21 protein-coding genes are annotated in these 18,540 nt (G+C 70.7%); 11 read left to right on the plus strand and 10 right to left on the minus strand.

Annotated elements, in window-relative coordinates:
* Positions 1–45 precede the first annotated feature (45 nt).
* The 4 genes from FGM06_RS04870 to FGM06_RS04885 all read left to right on the plus strand — a co-directional run bounded on the left by FGM06_RS04870 (position 46) and on the right by FGM06_RS04885 (position 2,367).
* The gene (locus tag FGM06_RS04870) at positions 46–525 is read left to right on the plus strand and encodes a chemotaxis protein CheW (protein ID WP_144798016.1); all 480 of its coding nucleotides are present in this window, start codon (positions 46–48) and stop codon (positions 523–525) included.
* A 108-nt stretch (positions 526–633) separates the two neighbouring features.
* Complete coding sequence (locus tag FGM06_RS04875; RefSeq protein ID WP_144798017.1) at positions 634–1,329, plus strand: RAD55 family ATPase; 696 nt, start codon at positions 634–636, stop codon at positions 1,327–1,329.
* Positions 1,329–1,715, plus strand: coding sequence for a hypothetical protein (locus FGM06_RS04880; protein ID WP_144798018.1), 387 nt, complete (start codon positions 1,329–1,331; stop codon positions 1,713–1,715). The genes FGM06_RS04875 and FGM06_RS04880 overlap by 1 nt, the downstream gene beginning before the upstream one ends.
* 43 nt (positions 1,716–1,758) lie before the next feature.
* Entirely contained in the window at positions 1,759–2,367 is a 609-nt protein-coding gene (locus FGM06_RS04885; RefSeq protein ID WP_144798019.1) for a DUF7504 family protein, read from the plus strand.
* 82 nt (positions 2,368–2,449) lie between these two features.
* Here the strand turns inward: FGM06_RS04885 and FGM06_RS04890 are convergent, their stop codons facing one another.
* Positions 2,450–3,052 carry a hypothetical protein gene (locus FGM06_RS04890; RefSeq protein WP_144798020.1) on the minus strand — a complete coding sequence of 201 codons (603 nt, stop codon included), beginning with the start codon at positions 3,050–3,052 and terminating at the stop codon, positions 2,450–2,452.
* A 141-nt stretch (positions 3,053–3,193) separates the two neighbouring features.
* Between FGM06_RS04890 and glmM the strand changes: the two genes are divergently transcribed.
* Positions 3,194–4,555, plus strand: a complete 1,362-nt coding sequence (gene glmM, locus FGM06_RS04895) for a phosphoglucosamine mutase (RefSeq protein ID WP_144798021.1) — start codon at positions 3,194–3,196, stop codon at positions 4,553–4,555.
* Positions 4,556–4,754: 199 nt separating this feature from the next.
* Positions 4,755–5,045: a hypothetical protein gene (locus FGM06_RS04900; protein ID WP_144798022.1), complete on the plus strand. Its 291-nt coding sequence runs from the start codon at positions 4,755–4,757 to the stop codon at positions 5,043–5,045.
* A gap of 125 nt (positions 5,046–5,170) precedes the next feature.
* On the opposite strand, the gene FGM06_RS04905 is transcribed toward FGM06_RS04900, so the two are convergent.
* The 4 genes from FGM06_RS04905 to FGM06_RS04920 all read right to left on the minus strand — a co-directional run bounded on the left by FGM06_RS04905 (position 5,171) and on the right by FGM06_RS04920 (position 8,627).
* Positions 5,171–5,809, minus strand: coding sequence for an Sjogren's syndrome/scleroderma autoantigen 1 family protein (locus FGM06_RS04905; RefSeq protein ID WP_144798023.1), 639 nt, complete (start codon positions 5,807–5,809; stop codon positions 5,171–5,173).
* 105 nt (positions 5,810–5,914) lie between these two features.
* Entirely contained in the window at positions 5,915–6,337 is a 423-nt protein-coding gene (sufU, locus tag FGM06_RS04910; protein WP_144798024.1) for a Fe-S cluster assembly sulfur transfer protein SufU, read from the minus strand.
* A gap of 61 nt (positions 6,338–6,398) precedes the next feature.
* Positions 6,399–6,938 (minus strand): response regulator, encoded by a 540-nt coding sequence (locus FGM06_RS04915; protein ID WP_144798025.1) that lies wholly within the window; start codon positions 6,936–6,938, stop codon positions 6,399–6,401.
* A 411-nt stretch (positions 6,939–7,349) separates the two neighbouring features.
* Entirely contained in the window at positions 7,350–8,627 is a 1,278-nt protein-coding gene (locus FGM06_RS04920; RefSeq protein ID WP_144798026.1) for an aminotransferase class V-fold PLP-dependent enzyme, read from the minus strand.
* A gap of 491 nt (positions 8,628–9,118) precedes the next feature.
* On the opposite strand from FGM06_RS04920, the gene hemC reads away from it, so the two are divergent.
* The 4 genes from hemC to FGM06_RS04940 all read left to right on the plus strand — a co-directional run bounded on the left by hemC (position 9,119) and on the right by FGM06_RS04940 (position 12,448).
* Positions 9,119–10,294: a hydroxymethylbilane synthase gene (hemC, locus tag FGM06_RS04925; protein WP_144798027.1), complete on the plus strand. Its 1,176-nt coding sequence runs from the start codon at positions 9,119–9,121 to the stop codon at positions 10,292–10,294.
* Positions 10,287–11,102 carry a uroporphyrinogen-III C-methyltransferase gene (gene cobA, locus FGM06_RS04930; protein ID WP_144798028.1) on the plus strand — a complete coding sequence of 272 codons (816 nt, stop codon included), beginning with the start codon at positions 10,287–10,289 and terminating at the stop codon, positions 11,100–11,102. The genes hemC and cobA overlap by 8 nt, the downstream gene beginning before the upstream one ends.
* Complete coding sequence (locus FGM06_RS04935; RefSeq protein WP_144798029.1) at positions 11,099–11,884, plus strand: uroporphyrinogen-III synthase; 786 nt, start codon at positions 11,099–11,101, stop codon at positions 11,882–11,884. The genes cobA and FGM06_RS04935 overlap by 4 nt, the downstream gene beginning before the upstream one ends.
* 162 nt (positions 11,885–12,046) lie before the next feature.
* A complete protein-coding gene (locus FGM06_RS04940) occupies positions 12,047–12,448 on the plus strand; it encodes a hypothetical protein (protein WP_144798030.1) in 402 nt (133 codons plus the stop codon).
* On the opposite strand, the gene FGM06_RS04945 is transcribed toward FGM06_RS04940, so the two are convergent.
* The 3 genes from FGM06_RS04945 to FGM06_RS04955 form a co-directional block, all read right to left on the minus strand.
* Positions 12,449–13,531 carry a DUF4382 domain-containing protein gene (locus FGM06_RS04945; protein WP_144798031.1) on the minus strand — a complete coding sequence of 361 codons (1,083 nt, stop codon included), beginning with the start codon at positions 13,529–13,531 and terminating at the stop codon, positions 12,449–12,451.
* 131 nt (positions 13,532–13,662) lie between these two features.
* On the minus strand, positions 13,663–14,988 hold the full coding sequence (locus tag FGM06_RS04950; protein WP_144798032.1) for a 5'-deoxyadenosine deaminase: 1,326 nt from the start codon (positions 14,986–14,988) through the stop codon (positions 13,663–13,665).
* 114 nt (positions 14,989–15,102) lie between these two features.
* On the minus strand, positions 15,103–15,519 hold the full coding sequence (locus tag FGM06_RS04955; RefSeq protein ID WP_144798033.1) for an SHOCT domain-containing protein: 417 nt from the start codon (positions 15,517–15,519) through the stop codon (positions 15,103–15,105).
* A 117-nt stretch (positions 15,520–15,636) separates the two neighbouring features.
* On the opposite strand from FGM06_RS04955, the gene FGM06_RS04960 reads away from it, so the two are divergent.
* Positions 15,637–16,326 carry a non-canonical purine NTP pyrophosphatase gene (locus FGM06_RS04960; RefSeq protein WP_144798034.1) on the plus strand — a complete coding sequence of 230 codons (690 nt, stop codon included), beginning with the start codon at positions 15,637–15,639 and terminating at the stop codon, positions 16,324–16,326.
* A 21-nt stretch (positions 16,327–16,347) separates the two neighbouring features.
* Here FGM06_RS04960 and FGM06_RS04965 read toward each other — a convergent pair whose 3' ends face one another.
* Both FGM06_RS04965 and FGM06_RS04970 read right to left on the minus strand, forming a co-directional pair.
* Positions 16,348–17,688, minus strand: a complete 1,341-nt coding sequence (locus FGM06_RS04965; RefSeq protein WP_144798035.1) for an aminotransferase class III-fold pyridoxal phosphate-dependent enzyme — start codon at positions 17,686–17,688, stop codon at positions 16,348–16,350.
* Between the two features lie 129 nt (positions 17,689–17,817).
* Complete coding sequence (locus FGM06_RS04970) at positions 17,818–18,093, minus strand: PadR family transcriptional regulator (protein WP_123113152.1); 276 nt, start codon at positions 18,091–18,093, stop codon at positions 17,818–17,820.
* Between the last annotated feature and the right edge of the window lie 447 nt (positions 18,094–18,540).

The raw sequence follows: 18,540 nt of genomic DNA on the forward strand, positions 1-18,540 counted from the left end.
AATTCAGGGGACACGGTTATTGGTCGCTTCGCCGCAGGTCCGCCCATGGCAGCCACCGAGACGGAGGCCGAACCCACGAAGGTGTTGGAGTTCGGGCTGGGCGACGGGACGTACTGTCTGGACATCGGCGTCATCGACGAGATCGTCGACGCCGGCGAGCTGACGCGCATCCCCAACTCGCCGGACCACGTCGAGGGCGTGATGGACCTCCGCGGGCGGACGACGACGATCGTCGACCCGAAGACGCTGTTCGACATCGAGGCAGAGGGCCCCCGCGAGCGCATCGTCGTGTTCGACGACGACGAGATCGACGAGGGCGGCACCGTCGGCTGGATGGTCGACGAGGTGTTCCAGGTCCGCGACGTCGCTCCCGGCGACGTCGACCGGGGGACGACCGTGGACGACGAGGGGATCCGCGGGATCGTCAAGTCGGACGACCGCTTCGTCGTGTGGGTCTCGCCGGACGTGGAGGAGATCACCGATATCGACGCCGCCGACGTCGTCTCCGAGGAGTCCGAGCCGTAGCGAGGGCCTGAGCGGGCGGCCGAAAAGCGGCGGCGACGCGCCCGCGACCGTTCTCACCCCTGAGAAACGGGAGCCAACCCTTATGCGCCGACCGACGAGTGGCTTCGTATGCGCGCCACAAGCGGCGTTCCCGGGTTCGACGACCTCGTCGACGGCGGCTTCCCGGAGAATCGCTTATACGTTGTCAGCGGCCCTCCCGGCAGCGGGAAAACGACGTTCTGCTCGCAGTTCGCCGCGCAGGGGGCCCGCAACGGCGAGGACGTGCTGTACATCAGCATGCACGAGACCAAGGAGGGGATTCGCCGCGACATGAGCGGGTACGAGTTCGGGTTCGACCGCGCGCTCGACACGGACCGAGTCACCTTCCTCGACTCCTTCTCCTCGGACGGCCGCCGGTTCTTCGGGCTCCCCGGCGAGCGCCGGGACCACTCCGGCGTGACGAACCGGCTCACCGGCTTCATCAACTCCCGCGACATCGACCGCGTCGTCTTCGACTCCACCATGCTGTTGCGGTTCCTCCTCGACGACGACGAGGACACGATGATCCAGCTGCTCTCCTCGCTGAAGCGGACGGACGCGACGACGCTGCTCATCTCCGAGATGACCGACCCGAGCGCCTACTCGGAGGAGCACTACCTCGCGCACGGCGTCGTCTTCATGCACAACTACCTCGAAGACGACGGAATGCAGCGCGGGGTCCAGGTGCTGAAGATGCGCGGGACCGACGTGGACACCGACATCCAGGGCGTCGAGTTCACGGACGGCGGGCTCCGCGTCGGCGCCGCCGCGACGGTGACCCACTGATGTACGACCGGACCTTCGGCACGGAGTGGGACGAGCTCACCCGCGAGGAGGCGGTCCGGCGGGCGTTCGCCCTCGGCGTCGCCGAGGGCGTCGGGAACAGGCGACCGGCCGAGCTCGACCGCGTGATGGAGGCGTTCCCGAGCGCGTACGACCGGAGCCTCGTCGAGCTGGCGTACGACGAGGGGCGGACCAAGGCGCTCGTCGCCGCGGACGACGCGGACGACCCGAAGGAGGTCTGGGACGCGCTCGTCGACGGCGCCGGGACGCCCCGCGAGCAGCCCGTGCGGGCCGCGCTCCCCGGAGCGATAACGGATCTGACACTGACGGAACCCCCTCGAGAGGGCCCCCCGTCGTCACTTAATTTCCCCTCGATGCTGCGGAAGTGATCCCTCGGAAGGGTTTTACGCGATACCCCCTCAATCCAGACACATGACCGTGCTTCCCGACGCTGTCCGCGGCGCCGACAGCGTGCTCGTCAGCGGCCCCCCGATGAGCGGGAAGTACGACCTGTTCAACCGGCTGCTCGCCGAGTGGACCGACGAGCCGGTCGTCATCTCGACCGGCCGCACCGCGGAGAAGGTGCGCGACGACTACGAGACGATCACGGGGCGGGACGGCGCCGACGTGACCGTCATCGACTGCGTCACCCACGAGCAGGGCGACAAGCGCGAGGACACGCCGACGACCAAGTACGTCGGCAGCGCCGGGAACCTCACCGACATCGGGATCAAGTTCACAGACGTCGTCGAGTCGTCGGCCGGCCGCGACCGCGCGGTCGGCGTCTACTCGCTCTCCCAGCTGCTGATGTACTGGGACCCCGAGCGGATCTACCGGTTCACCCGCGTCATGACCTCCCAGACCTCGGGCGAGGGGTGGCCGTTCGTCGGCGTCGTCGGGTCGACGGCGCACGACGAGCAGGTGGTCCACACGCTCCACGAGCCGTTCGAGGTCGTCGTCGAGACGCGCGTCGAGGGCGACGACCGCGAGTTCCGCGTCCGCGGGCGGGTCGGCGGTCCCTCCGACTGGACCGGGTTCTAGCCGGAGGCGACGGCGCCCGGGCGACCGGACGGACGCGACGACGGCAGCCCGACCGAACCGACGCGACGACGCGGACGCTCTCCTACCCGATCAGCTCGAACTGCGCCCCGAGCGGCGGCGCGTCGACGATCCCCCAGTAGACGAACCGGTACGTTCCGGGACCGAGCGGCGGGCAGACGGCCAGATCGAGGTCGGGAACCGCCGAGGCGATCGCCTCCTCGTCGAGGTCGATCGACCAGCTGTACGCCCCGGTCGAGCCGAACGTCTCCTCGGAGCGGGGGAGTTCGACGGCCTCACCGGTCGTCGAACCGCGGACGTCGAGCCAGCCCGACGCGGTCTCCCGTTGGATCGAGTAGGCGTGTTTCCCGAGCGCGGTCGCGGGCTCGTCCCCCGTGTTCCGCAGCACCAACCGGAGCGACTGGCCGTACGTCTCCGAGTTCCCCTCGGCAGAGAGCTCGACCGTCGTCTCGCCCGCCTCGACGAGCGTCCCCTCGACCGCGCCCTCGAACGGCTGCGCGAGCCGGACGAACTCGTCGTCTTCGCAGGTCAGCGTCTCCGGGGTCCCCGCCGGCCCCTGCGGCCCGTCACCGGCGGCGAAATCGAGGCAGCCGGCGACGCCGGCCGCCCCCGCGGCGGCCAGCGTCCCCGCGGTCCGCGCCAACAGGTCGCGTCGCGTGCGCTCCATACGAACCGTAGGGGCGGGACCGGTTTCAAGGGCACGCGTTCGGGCGGCCGACGCCGACCGACTCTCCCCCGGACCGGCCGTACCGGCTCGGCGCGTCCGGGGTTCGGAACCGCTTTCCCGTCGGCCGGCGCATGACCGCCCATGGAGCTGTTCGGATCCAGCGGCATCCGCGGGGTCGCGCTGCGGTACCTCACGCCGGAGCTCGTCCTCGACATCGCGAAGGCGGCCGGATCGGTGTGGGACGCCGACCGGGTCGCCGTCGCCCGCGACACCCGCACCACCGGCGAGCTGTTCGCCAACGCCGCCGCGAGCGGACTGGCCGCGGTCGGCTGCGACGTCGACCGGCTCGGCGTCGTGCCGACGCCCGCGGTCGGCAGCTACTGCGAGTCGGCCGGGATCCCGGCGGTGCTCGTCACGGCCTCGCACAACCCGCCGGAGTTCAACGGGATCAAGCTCGTCGGCGACGATGGCGTCGAGCTCTCGGTCGACGTGCTCGAACGGGTCGAGCGCCGCGTCCTCGACGACGAGTACGATCTCGCCGACTGGCGGGACGCCGGCGCGACGACCGCCGTCGAGGGCGCGGTCGACGACTACGTCGACCAGCTGCTCGACGCGGTCGACCGCGAGGCGATCGCCGACGCCGGCCTGACGGTCGCGGTCGATCCCGGCCACGGGGCGGCGTCGGTGTCGTCGCCGCGGATCTACCGCGAGCTGGGGTGTGAGGTGCTGACGGTGAACGCGACGCCGGACGGCCACTTCCCCGGCCGCGACTCGGAGCCGGTCCCGGAGAACCTGGAGGCGCTCTCCCGGCTCGTCGCGACCTCCGACGCCGACGTGGGGATCGCCCACGACGGCGACGCGGACCGCGCCGTCTTCGTCGACGAGGACGGCGGCTTCGTCGACGGCGACACCTCCTTCGCGGCGCTGGCCGACGCCTGTCTGGACCCCGGCGACACCGTCGTCAGCGCCGTCAACGTCTCCCAGCGGCTCGTCGACGTCTGCGACGCGAACGACGCCGACCTGGAGCTGACGCCCATCGGCGCGACGAACATCATCACTCGGACGCGCGAGCTCCGCGAGGAGGGGCGGTACGTCCCCGTCGCCGGGGAGGGGAACGGCGGGCTGTTCTTTCCGCCGTACCGGCTCTCGCGGGACGGCGCGTACATCGGCGCCCGCTTCCTCGAACTGCTCGCGGACGCGGGCGACCCCGCCAGCGAGGTCGTCGCCCCCTACGCCGACTACCGCTTCGTGCGCCGGAACGTGGAGTACGCCGACGCCGACGAGCGCGACGAGATGCTCTCCGCGGCGCGGGCGTACGTCGAGACCGCCGACGCGAAGCCGAACACCACGGACGGCTACCGCCTCGACTACGGCGACGCGTGGGTGCTCGTGCGCCCCTCCGGGACGGAGCCGAAGATCCGCGTCTACGCCGAGTCCGCCGACGCGGACCGCGCCGAGCAGCTCGCGGCCGACATGCTGGTGGCCGTCGAGAGCGGGCGGTAGTCGGCGACGGGGGCGCCACGCCGGAAGCACGATGAGCGACGCATCAGGAGCCCGGGAAGCGATGCGTAAGGAGTCCGAGGAGCGATGCGACCGAAATCCGGTGAGCGGTGCGACGACTGATAACCTAGATATTCGACATGACAGAAATACGGTAGCTACCGGTAGTAATATATTAACTCGTCCTGTAGTAATAATCGACATGGCCGCAAAGAAGTCCGTTGTCGCATCGCGCGTCGACCAACACGGTTCGACCGTACCGACCGATCTGGTGCGGACGATGGAGAGCGAAACGGAGACGATCACCGGCGCCGTCGCGTCCGGAGCGGTAACGCTGGAGGACCTGGACCGGTTCGTCCGGAGCGTCGAGCGCGGCGAGGTCGACTGCTGCGGCGGGACCGACGCCGTCGTCCGGATCGTCCGGTCCCTGTTGAGCGACCGGCGCCCGAGCTGGGAGGAGATGGAGCCGGCCGGGCGGGCGACGGGCGCCTGACTCCGAGCCCGAGATAATCGGTTATCTGCGGTCTTGCGGATCTCTCGGCGGCTTTTCTCGTCCGCTTTTTCGCCCGTTTTCTCTCGTCCGTTCGGTCGGACCGCGCCGTTCTCTCGCGTCGTCCGCTACCGGTCGAGCGCCGCGAGCGCCTCGGCCGCCTCGCGGGCCGCCTGCAGGTGATCGCGCGCCCGTCGGGGGTCGTCCGTCTCCTCGGCCGCAGCGGCGAACCGGTAGAGCGTCCGCGTCAGCGACTCGCGCGCGTCGGCGACGCTCCCGGACCCGGCGGCCGTCGTCGCCGCGGAAGCCCCCTCGGACGCGCCGGCGGTCGGAGCGGACGCCTCGGTCGACGGCTCCGGGGGCGTCCCGGCCGACTCCCGGTCGGGCCGCCGCGGCTCGGCCGCCCCGTTCGCGCCGGTCGCCGGGGACTGCGCTCCGTCCGTCGGCGGTGTCGGCGATCGGTCGACCGCGTTCGCGCGGGCGTCCCCGGACGCGCTCTCGGTCGAGTTGTTTGCGGCCGAGTTGCCCGCGGCCGAGTCGTCTCCCTCGACGTCCGCGGCGTCGACCGTGTGGCAGGTCGGACAGAACTCCTGTCCGTCCTTTCGGAAGATCGGGTCGCCGCAGTCGTCGCAGTGGCGGTTCGTCATCGTCGCTCCCTGCAGGAGGAGCTCCGACATCCGCTGGGTGTGCTCGCGCTTCTCCTCGTCGTCCGCGAGCTTCTCGCGGAGCTTCTCCCGTTCGGCCTCCTTGTCGAACCCGTCGCTCATACGCGGACGAACGTGGTTGACGAGCAAAAGTCCGGTGGGCTCGGGACGGCCGCGGCCGGGCGACGACCGCCGCCGCGGCGTTGCGGTCCCGTCGCGGCGCGACGGCTACTCCTCGGTGATCGTGCGGTCGTCGGGGTCGAGCTCGCCGCGGTGGATCTTCGAGCCGTCCTGCGCGACCTGCCGGCCGAGCACCGCGCACTTCACCCGCATCGGGGAGATGTCGACGCCGAGCATCTCGGTGACGTCGTCGGTGTCCATCTCGTGGAGCTCCTCGACCGCCATCCCGTGGAGCCGCTCCGAGAGCATGCTCGCGGAGGCCATTGAGATGGCGCAGCCGTCGCCGGTGAAGCGCACCGCCTCGATCGTCTCGCCCGCCTCGTCGAGGTCGACGTCCATCCGGATCGTGTCGCCGCAGGAGGGGTTCTCGCCGACGTGCGTGAAGTCCGGCTCCTCGAGCTCCCCGTAGTTTCGCGGGTTCTTGTAGTGGTCGAGGATCTGCTGCCGATACATGTCCGAGCCCAGTCCCATATCGGTCTGTGGTAGGCCGGTGCGGGTCAAAAGGGTTCCGTCGGTCGCGACGAACGACCGGCTACTCCTCCGAGGGAGGCGCTCCTGCGGCCGCCCCTGGTCCGTCCGGTGAGACCGTCGTCGCCGTGCGGGGGCTCCGGGCGTCGCCGCCGACGAGTCCGCGGAGTCGCTCGAGGAGGCGGTCGTACTGGCCGCGTTCCGACCGCTTCGAGAAGTAGGCGTCCGCGCCGGCCCCGAGCGCCCGCGCTTCCGTCTCGCTCTCGCGGCAGGTGGTGTGAAACGCGACCGGCACGCCGCCGTCCCGCTCCCGGAGCCGCTCGACCAGTTCGACGCCGGAGCCGTCCGGGAGCCGCTGCTCGGTCACGACGCAGTCGGCCGCGTCGAGCGCTTCCAGCGCCGCCCCCATCCCCTCGACCGACCGGACCGCGAACCCGTCGGCGAACCGCTCCGCGAACGCCGCCAGCAGCTCCGCGGAGTGCGCGTCCGGTTCGACGTGAAGCAGGACGACGGGGCCCCCGCCTTCGGACGGGTCGCCGCCGTTGGTGGTGTGCGTGTCTGTCCGGGCGTCGGACGCCGTCGGAGATCGTGTGGAATCTGTCATGAGTAGGACATATCGACGAGACGTGGTCGGCCGTTCGTGACGGACCTCGTCGCGGCCGGGCCCTCGGCGAGCGCCGCGAACCCCCGACGTCGGAAGCCGTCGGCGAGGGCGTCCCGAGAGCGGTCGTCTCCCGTCGCCCGCGTTCGGTCCGCCATGGTGACTCGGCGAACGCGCCCCGTACACGTATAACCGGAAGACGCTCAGTCCGGATTGTCCCGGATTAATCCCGTTTTATCGTCGCGTGTCGCGTTCGTTTATAACCGGTCACCGACCGCTCCCGCGATCATTCCGGCGACGGGGTGGCGGACGGTCGAACGCGCTCCGGACAGACGGTTTCGGCGCGATGGCTCTGGAGACGTGGAGCGGGGAACACGCGGCGCGGACTTCGATCTCCGGCGCGCGAGGCCGGCGTCAGGCGAACAGGTCGCGCGCCTCGCCGACGGCCTCGACGAGGGCGTCGATCTCCTCCACGGTGTTGTAAAGGTAGAAGGAGGCGCGCGCCGTGGCGGCGACGCCCATCTCGTCGTGGAGCGGCTGCGTGCAGTGGTCGCCGGCGCGGATCGCGATCCCGTAGTCGTTGAGGATGCTGGAGAGGTCGTGCGCGTGGACGCCCTCGACGTTGAACGCGACGAGCCCGCCGCGGTCGTCGCCCGCCGGGCCGTAGATCTCCACGCCGCCGAGGTCGGTCAGCTCGTCGTAGGCGTACTCCGCGAGCAGGTCCTCGTGGGCCTCGACCCGGTCCATGCCGATCTCCTCTAAGTACTCGATCGCGGCCGCGAAGCCGATCCCCTGCGCGATCGAGGGCGTCCCGGCCTCGAACTTCCACGGCAGGTCCTCCCACGTGGAGTCCTCGAAGGAGACCCGCCGGATCATGTCGCCGCCGTAGAGGTACGGCTGCATGGAATCGAGGAGCTCCTCGCGGCCGTACAGCGCGCCGATCCCGGTCGGGCCGCACATCTTGTGCGCGGAGAAGGCGAAGAAGTCGACGCCGAGCTCTTTCACGTCGACCGCGCGGTTCGGCACCGACTGCGCGCCGTCGGCGAAGACGTACGCGTCGTTATCGTGCGCGAGGTCCGCGAGGTCGGCGATCGGGTTGATCGTGCCGAGCGTGTTCGAGACGTGGACGGCCGACACCATCTCCGTGTCGTCGTCGACGAGCTCCCGGGCGTCGTCCATGTCGAGCCGGCCCTCGTCGGTCACGTCGATGAACCGCACGTCGGCGCCGGTCCGCTTGCCGATCTGCTGCCAGGTGACGAGCGAGGCGTGGTGCTCCATCTCGGTGAGGACGACGTTGTCGCCGGGGCCGAGCTCCTCGAGGCCCCACGCGTACGCGACGAGGTTCATCGCCTCGGTCGTGTTCTTCGTGAAGACGATCTCCTCGCGGCCCGCGGCGCCGACGAAGTCGGCGACCGTGTCGTGGGCCTCCTCGTAGGCGACCGACGCCTCCTGGCTCAGCTGGTGGATCCCGCGGTGGACGTTGGAGTTGTAGCTCCGGTAGTAGTCGGAAATCGCGTCGACGACCGGGTCGGGCGTGTGCGACGTCGCCGCGTTGTCGAGGTAGACGAGCGGCGTGTCGTCGCCCGGTCCCTCCCCCGGCGACTCCGGGTCCCCGCCGACCTTCCGGTCGAGGACGGGGAAGTCGGCCCGGAGCGCCTCCACGTCGAACGGGTACTGCTCCTGAACTCCCATTATGCCGAGTTGGGCCCCGAGGACTAACACGTCTTCGGTTCGGTAGGTGTTGCTGATAGCTCGGAGCGAAATGAGTACCCGTTTCTCGTTACGTTCCCGGTGAATCGTTCAACGATCCCGTCTACCTGCTTATATACTGTCGCTGCTGACGGTGCGGTCAACACCTCCAAAGCCCCAGCCACTCGGCGATACGTGAGCGATTACGTCATCGTCAACACCTCCAAAGCCCCAGCCGCGACGGCTCGGGGGCCTCGTTGTGCTCCTTTGAGTTCCACCCGGCCGCACGGAACCGCAGCCTCACGCCTCCCCAGCCTCGTCGCTCGCCGCGGGCGAGCGACTCCCTCGCGCGTGCGGTTCGCGGCCCTGCGGGCCGCTCACCGGCGCACGCCGGCTTTATTTATAAACGGTCGCGTCGAGGTACCTCCTTCTCCGCGTTCCGGCGCGACGGCCGAACTAATGCCCTTTTGAACGCGGGGACCCTCCGGTCGGGTATGACCGAGACCCTCAGGCTCGCCACGCGCGGGTCGGACCTGGCCCTCCGGCAGGCCGGGACCGTCCGCGACGCCCTGTCGAGCCGCCGACGCGACGTGGAGATCCGCCGCGTCGAGACCCGCGGCGACCAGATCCCCGACGAGCTGATCCACCGGCTCGGGAAGACCGGCGCCTTCGTCCGCTCGCTCGACGAGGAGGTGCTCGCCGGCGACGCCGACCTCGCCGTCCACTCGCTGAAGGACGTGCCGACCGAGGGGATGGACGACGTGGTGATCGCCGGCGTCCCCGAGCGCGCCCCCTCCGGCGACGTGCTCGTTCACCCGGACGGGCTCGGCATCGAGGACCTCCCCTCCGGCGCGGTGGTCGGCACCGGCTCGCTCCGGCGGACCGCCCAGATCAAGGCCACGCGGCCGGACCTCGTCGTCGAGCCGCTGCGCGGCAACGTCGACACCCGGATCGAGAAGCTGCTCGCGCCCGGCCTGCAGGCGGAACACGAGCGCCGGCTGATCGCCTCGGGCGAGGCGAGCGCGATGACCGCCGAGGAGGGCGGGGCGGGATCCGAAAACGGCTCTGTGGACGCCGAAGGCGACGATCCCGAGGTCGACGAGGAGTTCGACCGCACCGTCGAGGAGTGGTTCGACTCCCTCTCCGACCTGGAGCGCTCGGCGATGGAGCGGAAGGTCGAGACGGAGTACGACGCGATCGTCCTCGCGGAGGCCGGCCTCCGGCGCTCCGACCTGTACCGCGAAGTTCCGACGACCCGGCTCCCGCGCGAGGAGTTCGTCCCCGCGGCGGGCCAGGGCGCCATCGCGGTGACCGCGACCGACCCCGACGTGATCGAGGACGTGCGCTCCGCCGTCGACCACCCTCGGACCCGGGTGGCGGTCACCGTCGAGCGGACGATCCTCGGCGAGCTCAACGGGGGCTGCGTCGCCCCGATCGGCGTCTCGGCGCTCGTGCAGGGCGAACACGTCCACACGCGCGTCCGCGTGCTCTCGACGGACGGCACCGAGGAGGTGGCCGACACGCGCGACCTCCCGATCCGGTCGCACGCGAAGGCGGCCGAGTCGTTCGCGGCGGACCTGGCGGACCGGGGCGCCGACGACCTGATCGCGGCCGCCCGCGAGGAGGCCGAGGTCGACGAGGGGACCCGACAGGAGGCGGACGATGAGTGAGGAGGCGGCGACGCCGACCGAGGAGCGGGCCGGCGACGACCTCGGCACCGTCCACCTCGTCGGCTCCGGCCCGGGCGACCCGGACCTCATGACCGTGAAGGCCGCCCGGCTGATCGAGTCGGCCGACGTGGTCCTCCACGACAAGCTCCCCGGCCCGGAGATCCTCGGAGAGATCCCGGCGGAGAAGCGCGAGGACGTCGGCAAGCGCGCCGGCGGCGAGTGGACCCCGCAGGAGTACACGAACCGGCGCCTCGTCGAACTGGCGCGCGAGGGGAAGTCGGTCGTCCGGCTCAAGGGCGGCGACCCGTTCGTCTTCGGCCGGGGCGGCGAGGAGGCCGAACACCTCGCCGACGCAGGAGTCCCTTTCGAGGTCGTCCCCGGCGTCACCTCGGCGATCGCGGGCCCCGCGGTCGCCGGGATCCCGGTGACGCACCGCGACCACGCCTCCTCCGTCTCCTTCGTCACGGGCCACGAGGACCCGACGAAGGCGGAGTCGGCGGTCGACTGGGACGCGCTCGCCGCGACCGGCGGGACGATCGTCGTGCTGATGGGCGTCGGCAAGCTGCCCGCGTACGCCGCCGAGCTCCGCGACGCCGGGCTCGCCGGCGACACCCCGGTCGCGCTGGTCGAGCGCGCGACGTGGCCCGACATGCGCGTCGCGACCGGCACCCTCGACACCATCGTCGACGTCCGCGACGAGGCGGGGATCGAGCCGCCCGCGGTCACCGTCATCGGCGACGTGGCCGCGACCCGGGAGCGCGTCGTCGAGTTCCTCCGGAACGACCGCGAGCGGGGGAGCGACGCGTGAGCGACGACGCCCCCCGCGTCGCCGTCTTCCGCCCGGCCGACGAGCGGATCGACGACGCCGCGGCGCTGTTGGAGTCGCTCGGCGCCGATCCGGTCGCCGACCCGATGCTCGCGGTCGAGCCGACCGGCGCGGTTCCCGCCGCGGCCCCCTGGGTCGTACTCACGAGCAAGACCGGCGTCGAGCTCGCGGCCGAGGCGGGCTGGGCGCCGGGCGACGCGACGCTCGCCGCCATCGGCCCCGCGACAGCCGCCGCGGCGCGCGAGGCCGGCTGGGCCGTCGACGTGGTCCCGGACGAGTACACCTCGGCGGGGCTCGTCGAGGCGCTCGCCGACCGCGTCGACGGCGAACGCGTCGAGGTGGCGCGCTCGGACCACGGCAGCGACGTGCTCTTGGAGGGCCTCCGCGCGGCCGGCGCGACGGTGAACGAGACGGTGCTGTACCATCTGACCCGGCCGGAGGCGGCGGGCGAGTCCGCCGCGCTCGCCGCCGCGGGCGACCTCGACGCCGCCGCGTTCACCTCGTCGCTCACGGTGACGCACTTCCTCGACGCCGCCGAAGAGCGGGGCGTCCGCGGCGGGGCGATCGCGGGCCTCGCCGACGCGGTCGTGGGCGCGATCGGCCCGCCGACGGCGGAGACGGCAGCGGAGCACGGGATCGACGTCGACGTCGTCCCGGACGACGCCGACTTCGCGGCCCTCGCCGAGGCGGTGGTCGAGGCGGCGACGGACGGCCAGGGGACCACGGACGCCGAGACGACCGACGACACCTCATCGAGCCGTTAGTTCTCAGCGACGAGAGTCGACTCCTGACAGAACGGTATCCGATCTTCGAGAGGTGTTTCGAGACCCCTCGCGGCGTTTCGAGCCGACCGTACTGGCAACCGATTTATCAGACGAGATAACTAGGTCCGTGCATTTATCATCCGACAGGTACGGATTAGTGACATGCAACCGAGCGAGCGCTGGGCGCTGCGGACCGACGACGAGGTGTTAGTCGTCGAGTTCCCGCACGGGACGGGACTCAGCCCCGCCGACGGCGAGGCGCTGCTCGACCGGTGGCGGAGCGTCACCGCCGACCGCGTGGTCGACGCCGTCGTCCTCGTGGTGCGGACGAGCCGACCCTGCTCGGACGCCGGCCGGCGCGCGCTGCGCGAGTCCGCGCAGATCGCCGTCGCCCGCGGCGTGGACCGGTTCGCGGTCGTCGGCGAGCGCTCGAAGCGCCGGTACCTCAAACGGACCATCGACGTCGAAGGGGTCGACACCGAGGCGTTCAACGACACCGCCCCGGCGCTACGCTGGGCGAAGCGTCAGTCGGCGACCGTCCCCTCCGTCGAGACGTCGTCGTAGCTAGCTGTCGTCTCCGGCCGCGGTCCCGTTTTCGGCGTCGTCGGTTTCGTTTTCGCCGTCGTCGGTCTCGTTTCCGGCGGCTCCGCCGTCTTCGCCGTCCGATCCGTCGGCTTCATCTCCGTTTTCGCCCTCGTCGTCCTCGTCGTCCCCGTCATCGTCCCCGCCATCGTCGTCTTCGTCGTCGATCTCGTTGACGTCGACGTCCCGGCCCGCGACCCCGCTCCCCGAGATCACGGGCTTGAGGATGTAGCCATTGTTCGGACCGCGCTTGACGACGTTGATGTCGAAGACGAAGCTGACGGCCTCGTCCGGGGTGACCTCGAACCCGTTCGTGATCTGGAGCTTCTCGCTCGGGAGCTTCACGTCGACCGCTTCGCCGTCGACGATCCCCTCGACGGCGGAGACGGAGAGCTCGATCTTCTCGTAGCTCCCCGCCGGGATCTCGCCGTCGAACACGGCCGTCGCGTCCTCCTCGATCACCCGCGTGAGGTCGACCGTCGCGCCGTCGAGGTCGACGACGGTGAAGCCGCGGTCTTCCTCGCTCTCGTCGTCCCCGTCCCCGTCATCGTCGTCTTCGTCGGCGCCCTCCTCGCTCTCGTCGTCTCCGCCGTCTTCCTCCTCTCCGCCCTCCTCCTCGGCGGTTCCGTTCGGGGAATCGGTCTCGGACTCGGTTTCGTTGCCGGTCTGGTTCGTCTCGTCGCCTTCGTCGTCGGACTCCTCCGCGTCGTCCTCGCCGTCCTCGTCTCCGTCGTCTTCGTCCCCTCCCTCGCTCGCCTCGAAGATACGAGCCTCGCTGAGCGTGACGTCCAGTCGGTCGAAGTCGGCGATGTCGGCCGGCGCGTCGCTGATGAGGAGTCGGAAGTTGCCGGTGAGCGTCTCCGATCCGTCGGAGCCGTCCGACCCGTCCGACCCGTCCGACCCGTCCGACCCGCCCGACGAGGGGAGCGCACCGTCGCCGGCACAGCCGGCGAGCAGCGTCGCGCTCGCGCCCGCGCCGAGCGCCACGAACTCCCGGCGCCGGAAGCCGTCGGTCGGGGTGTCCTGCGAGCTGTCGCCGCCAGTCGTCTGCGGTCGGTCCGTCATGGTGAGTCGATCAACGGGCCCCGGACGGGTATATAACGGAGATCCTCAGTCCGAATTAATACGGATCAAACCCGTTTTCATCGGTCGGGAACTCCCGGGAAGACCCCGATGACGGCCGCCTGAACGACGGGTTACGGCGCGGCCGTTTCGATTCCGGCCTCCTCGACCACGCGCTTCGCCTCCCGGGCGGCGCGCTCGCGGACCGCGTCGGCGTCGGTCCCGACGTGCTCGCCGTCGGCGTACCGGACCTCACCGTCGACCATCGCGAACACCACGTCGTCGCCGTGGGCGGCGTACACCAGGTGCGAGAGCGGGTCGTGAACCGGAGTGGCGCGCGTGCGATCGGTGGTGAGCCCGATCACGTCGGCGCGCCGGCCCTCGCGGAGCGTGCCGAGCCGGTCGAAGCCGGCGGCGCGCGCGCCGTTCGTCGTCGCCATCTCCACCACGGTCTCGGCCGGGAGCCGCGTCGGGTCGCGGGCGTCGACCTTCCCGAGGAGGCTCGCCTGGCGCATCTCGGTGAAGGGGTCGAGCGTGTTGTTGCAGGGCGGGCCGTCGTTGCCGAGCGCGACCGAGATCCCCCGGTCGAGGTAGTCGTGGACCGGGGCGACCCCGGAGGCGAGCTTCATGTTCGAGGAGGGGCAGTGAGTGACGACCGTGTCGGTCTCGGCGAGGACCTCGCGCTCGCGCTCGTCCGTGTGCACGCAGTGCGCGAGGGTCACGTCCGACCCCGTGAGCCCGACCTCGTCGAGCCACAGGACGTTCCGCTTCCCCGTGTCGGCCTCCACGGTCGCGATCTCCTCTTCGTTCTCGCTGGCGTGGGTGTGGATCGTCACGCCGTCGTGGCGGTCGGCGAGCTCGCGGCAGCCCCGCAGGCACGCCTCGCTGCAGGTGACGGCGAACCGGGGGGTGACCGCGTACCGGACCCGGCCGTCGGCGGCGCCGTGGTACTCCTCGATCAGGGCCTCGCTCTCGGCGAGCGCGGCGTCGGTGTCCTCCAGCAGGCCGTCGGGGGAGTCCCGGTCCATCAGCACCTTCCCGAGCCGGGCGCGGATCCCCGTGTCGATCGCGGCCTCGAACGCCTGCTCCGCGTGGTTGACGGAGAGGTGGTCGACGACGGTCGTCGTCCCGCTCTCGAGGCACTCGAGGTACCCCAGCTCGGCGGCGGCGCGGGTCGCCTCGGCGTCCATGGCGGCCTCCATCGGGAGCACGGCGTCGAACAGCCAGTCGAGGAGGGCGTCGTCGTCGGCTATCCCCCGACCGAGCGACTGGACCGAGTGCACGTGACCCCCGATCAGCCCGGGCGCGACGATGTCGACCTCGCGGCGCTCATGGTCGGGGTACTCCTCGCGGAGGGCGGCGGCGTCGCCGACCGCGGCGATCGTCGCGCCCTCGACGACGACCGCGCCGTCGGCGATAACGGTCTCGGGGTCGGCGATGACGGTTCCGGCGATCAGCATGTCCGTCCGTTCCTGACGGTCGTCTCTTAAGAGCGTGTTCCTCGCGGGTCGGTGGCGTCGTTGCGGATCGACGGCGCCCGACGCGGACGCCGATGCGACCCGCTCCACCGCCCGCTACTCCGGTTCCGTCTCGCGCTCGCGACGCGTGCTGGGCTCGCGCCGCTCCGCCGCGTCTGCGTCGATCCGGCCTTCCAACTCCTCGGTCTCCAGCAGCCGGTCGAGCCGGCGCTCGAACTCTGCCTCGCCGATCTCCCCGGTCGCGTACCGCTCGCGGAGCGTCGCCAGCGGATCGTCGGTCGTCGCGGTCGTCGACCCCGACTCCCCGTCGGCCCCCTCGGACTCGACGAGCGGGAAGTCCTCGCCGAGCACCAGCACCAACGGGATGAGCACGAAGAAGCCGAGGATGAACGTGGCGGGAATCAGCGCCGACAGCACCTCCGGGAGGAGGACGGCGAACAGCGACGTGAACCCGAACGACAGGATCGCGAGAAGCCCGATCAGCCGCTTCTTCTCGAACGTCGGGAGGGACATACGCGGGAGGTTTCGACGAATCAACAAAAACGTACTGCCGCCGGTCCGTCGGGCGGGTCGACCGCGGCGGCGACCGCGACCGACGGCTATTCGTTCCGGCCGCCCCCAGCCGGATCCGTGCTCAGATACGTGACGACGAATCCCGGGAAGGTGCGCGAGGCGGAGCGCTACCTCCCGGACGGCTCGGTGGAGCGGCTCGACTTCGACTACACGGAGATCCAGGCCGACGAGCTGGGGCCGATCGCCGCCCGCGGCGCGCGCGAGGCGTACCGTCACGCCGACGGGCCGGTGCTCGTCGACGACGCCGGCCTGTTCGTCGAGGGACTCGACGGGTTCCCGGGCCCGTACTCCTCGTACGTGGAGGAGACGCTCGGAATCGAGCGCGTCCACGAGATCGCCGCCGGCCTCGACGACGGCCGGGCCGCGTTCCGCTGCACCCTCGGCTACTGCGACGGCGAGGGATTCGCCGCGAGCCCAGATCCCGTCGATCGGGGGGACCGAGACGCGGCCGCCGCTGCCGGACCGGACGGCGAGGGGCCGGACGGCGGAGAACAGGACGGTGATGCGGGAGACGGTGACGGCGCGGGAGACGGCGACGGCGCGGCCGACGCGCTCCCGGTCAAGCTGTTCGAGGGGTACGTTCCCGGACGGATCGTGGCGCCGCGCGGCGACGGCGGCTTCGGCTACGACCCGATCTTCGAACACGACGGCGAGACGTTCGCCGAGATGGACACTGACCGGAAGAACGCGGTGTCGCACCGCGGCCGCGCCTTAGAGAAGTTCGCGGAGTGGTACGCGGACCGGTGAGACGGCCGCTCGGGCGGCGCCTCAGGCGGCCTCGGCGATAGCGGCGGTCAGCAGGTCGCAGCCGAGTTCGATCTCGCGCTCGGTGACGTCGAGCGGCGGGAGGACCCGGAGCACGTCGTGGCCGCACGCCAGCGTGAGCAGGCCGCGGGAGAACGCGTTCTCTAGGACCGCGTCGCGGCGCTCCTTGGAGTCGAACTGCAGGGCGAGCATGAGGCCCTTCCCGCGGACGTCGACGACGCCCGAGAGGTCGGCGTCGCGCATCGTCTCTTTGAACTGTCGGCCCCGAACCGTTGCGTTGTCCATCAGGTCGTGCTCGCGGATCGCGTCGAGCGTGAGCGCGCCCTGCGCGGAGGCGATCACGTCGCCGGCGCCCCACGTCGACGAGAGCCGGCCCTTCTCCTCGGGGAACACGTCCGCCCGCGAGATCGTCGCGCCGACGCGGAGCCCCTTCGCGCTGGAGATCACGTCCGGTTCGAGCGCGTAGTGGTCCGATCCCCACAGCTCGCCGGTCCGCCCGACGCCGGACTGGATCTCGTCGGCGATCAGCGTGATGTCGTGCTCGTCGACGAGGGCGGCGACTTCGTCGGTGAACGCCTCGGAGGGGAACCGGTAGCCGCCCTCGCCCTGGATCGGCTCCAGGATGAGGTACGCCACGTCGTCGGGGTCGACGTGCCCGCGATCGGGGTCGAGCTTCTCGCGGAGCCGGGAGACGCCGCCGGCGAAGAAGCCGCACGAGCAGGTCTCAGGGGTGCAGTTGCGGTCGTCGCAGAACGGGGCGTCGTGGACGCCGCTGATCTCCGGGAACTCCCGGCGGTAGACGGCCTTGGAGCGGTTGAGCGAGAGCGCGCCGAGCGTCCGCCCGTGGAACGCGCCGTCGAACGTGATCGCGTGCTTGGCGCCGCCGGAGCCGTCGTACGCGATCTTGATCGCGTTCTCGACCGCCTCCGCCCCGGAGTTCGAGAGGAAGACGGTGTCCATGTCGTAGTGGGCGGTGACCTCGGTGAGTCGCTCCATCAGCCCGGAGGAGCCGGGAAGCCCGTCACCGGGCGACTCGCCGCCGGCGACGTAGAAGTCCTGGCCCGCGACCTTCAGCGGGTCGACCAGGTCGAACTCCGCGAGCGGCTCCATGATCTTCGGGTTGTTGTACCCGAGCGGCGCGGCGGCGACGTGGCTCGTGAAGTCCATGAGGACGTTGCCGTCGACGTCGGTGCAGAACGGGCCCTCGGCCGGGGCGGTGCGGTCCCAGACGAACTCGTAGACGTACGTGCTCGGCGCGGCCGACTCGTGGTGGTAGTCGACCCACTCCCGCGCATGCTCGCCCGGGAGGTCCGTGACGTCAGGGGTGGCCGTGTGGCGATCCATGGTGACGCGACGCACGCGGGCGGAATAAATGCGGGGCGATCCGGCTGGCGTTGGAGAAACGTCCAACCGCGGCTCCCGAAGCTGAGTGACACGGACGAGAGAAGGGTCCGCGTGGCCGAACCCGACCGGTCAGTGGTCGACGTACTGCGTCTCCCACTCGGTCCGGGCCTCGATCTCGCGGCGCCCGCGGCGGGTCAGCGTGTAGTAGTTCGTGCGCCGGTCCCGCTGGCCCTTCTCGACGAGACCCTTCTCGACGAGCGTGTCGAGGTTGGGGTAGAGCCGGCCGTGGTGGATCTCCTTCTCGTAGTAGTCCTCGAGCTCCTCTTTGATCGCGAGTCCGTGTGGCTCGTCCAGACCGGCGATCACGTAGAGCAAGTCACGCTGAAAACCCGTGAGATCGTACATGCAACTGTCAGTACATTCCTATTCCAAATAAATAAACATACCGTTATAAACAACGTCGATCCGCGCTCCGACCCGCGGAGTCACTCGATACCTGCGGTTCCGTCGTGTCAGTCGAGCAACTACGGTGCGCCGGTCCGGGGCCGAACTGCGCCCTCGATCGAATGCACGGGAGATGATAGATCGGCCCGGAACGACGGGAGATCGGGACGGTCGCTGGGATCCGGGGTCGGCGGGCGCTGGATTCGGTGGTCGGCGGGCGCTGGATTCGGTGGTCGGCGGGCGCTGGATTCGGTGGTCGGCGGGCGCTGGACTCGGAAGGCGGCAGTCGCACCGCTCTCAGCGTGGCGGTGTCCGAGTACGCAGAAAGCCGGCGCGCCCGACGCGGAAAAAAGCCGCGTCGAGCGGCCGATTGGTCCCCGCTGACGCTTCGGCCCTCCAGACGAAGCG

Source organism: Halorubrum depositum (genome assembly GCF_007671725.1).
GTDB classification, from domain to species: domain Archaea; phylum Halobacteriota; class Halobacteria; order Halobacteriales; family Haloferacaceae; genus Halorubrum; species Halorubrum depositum.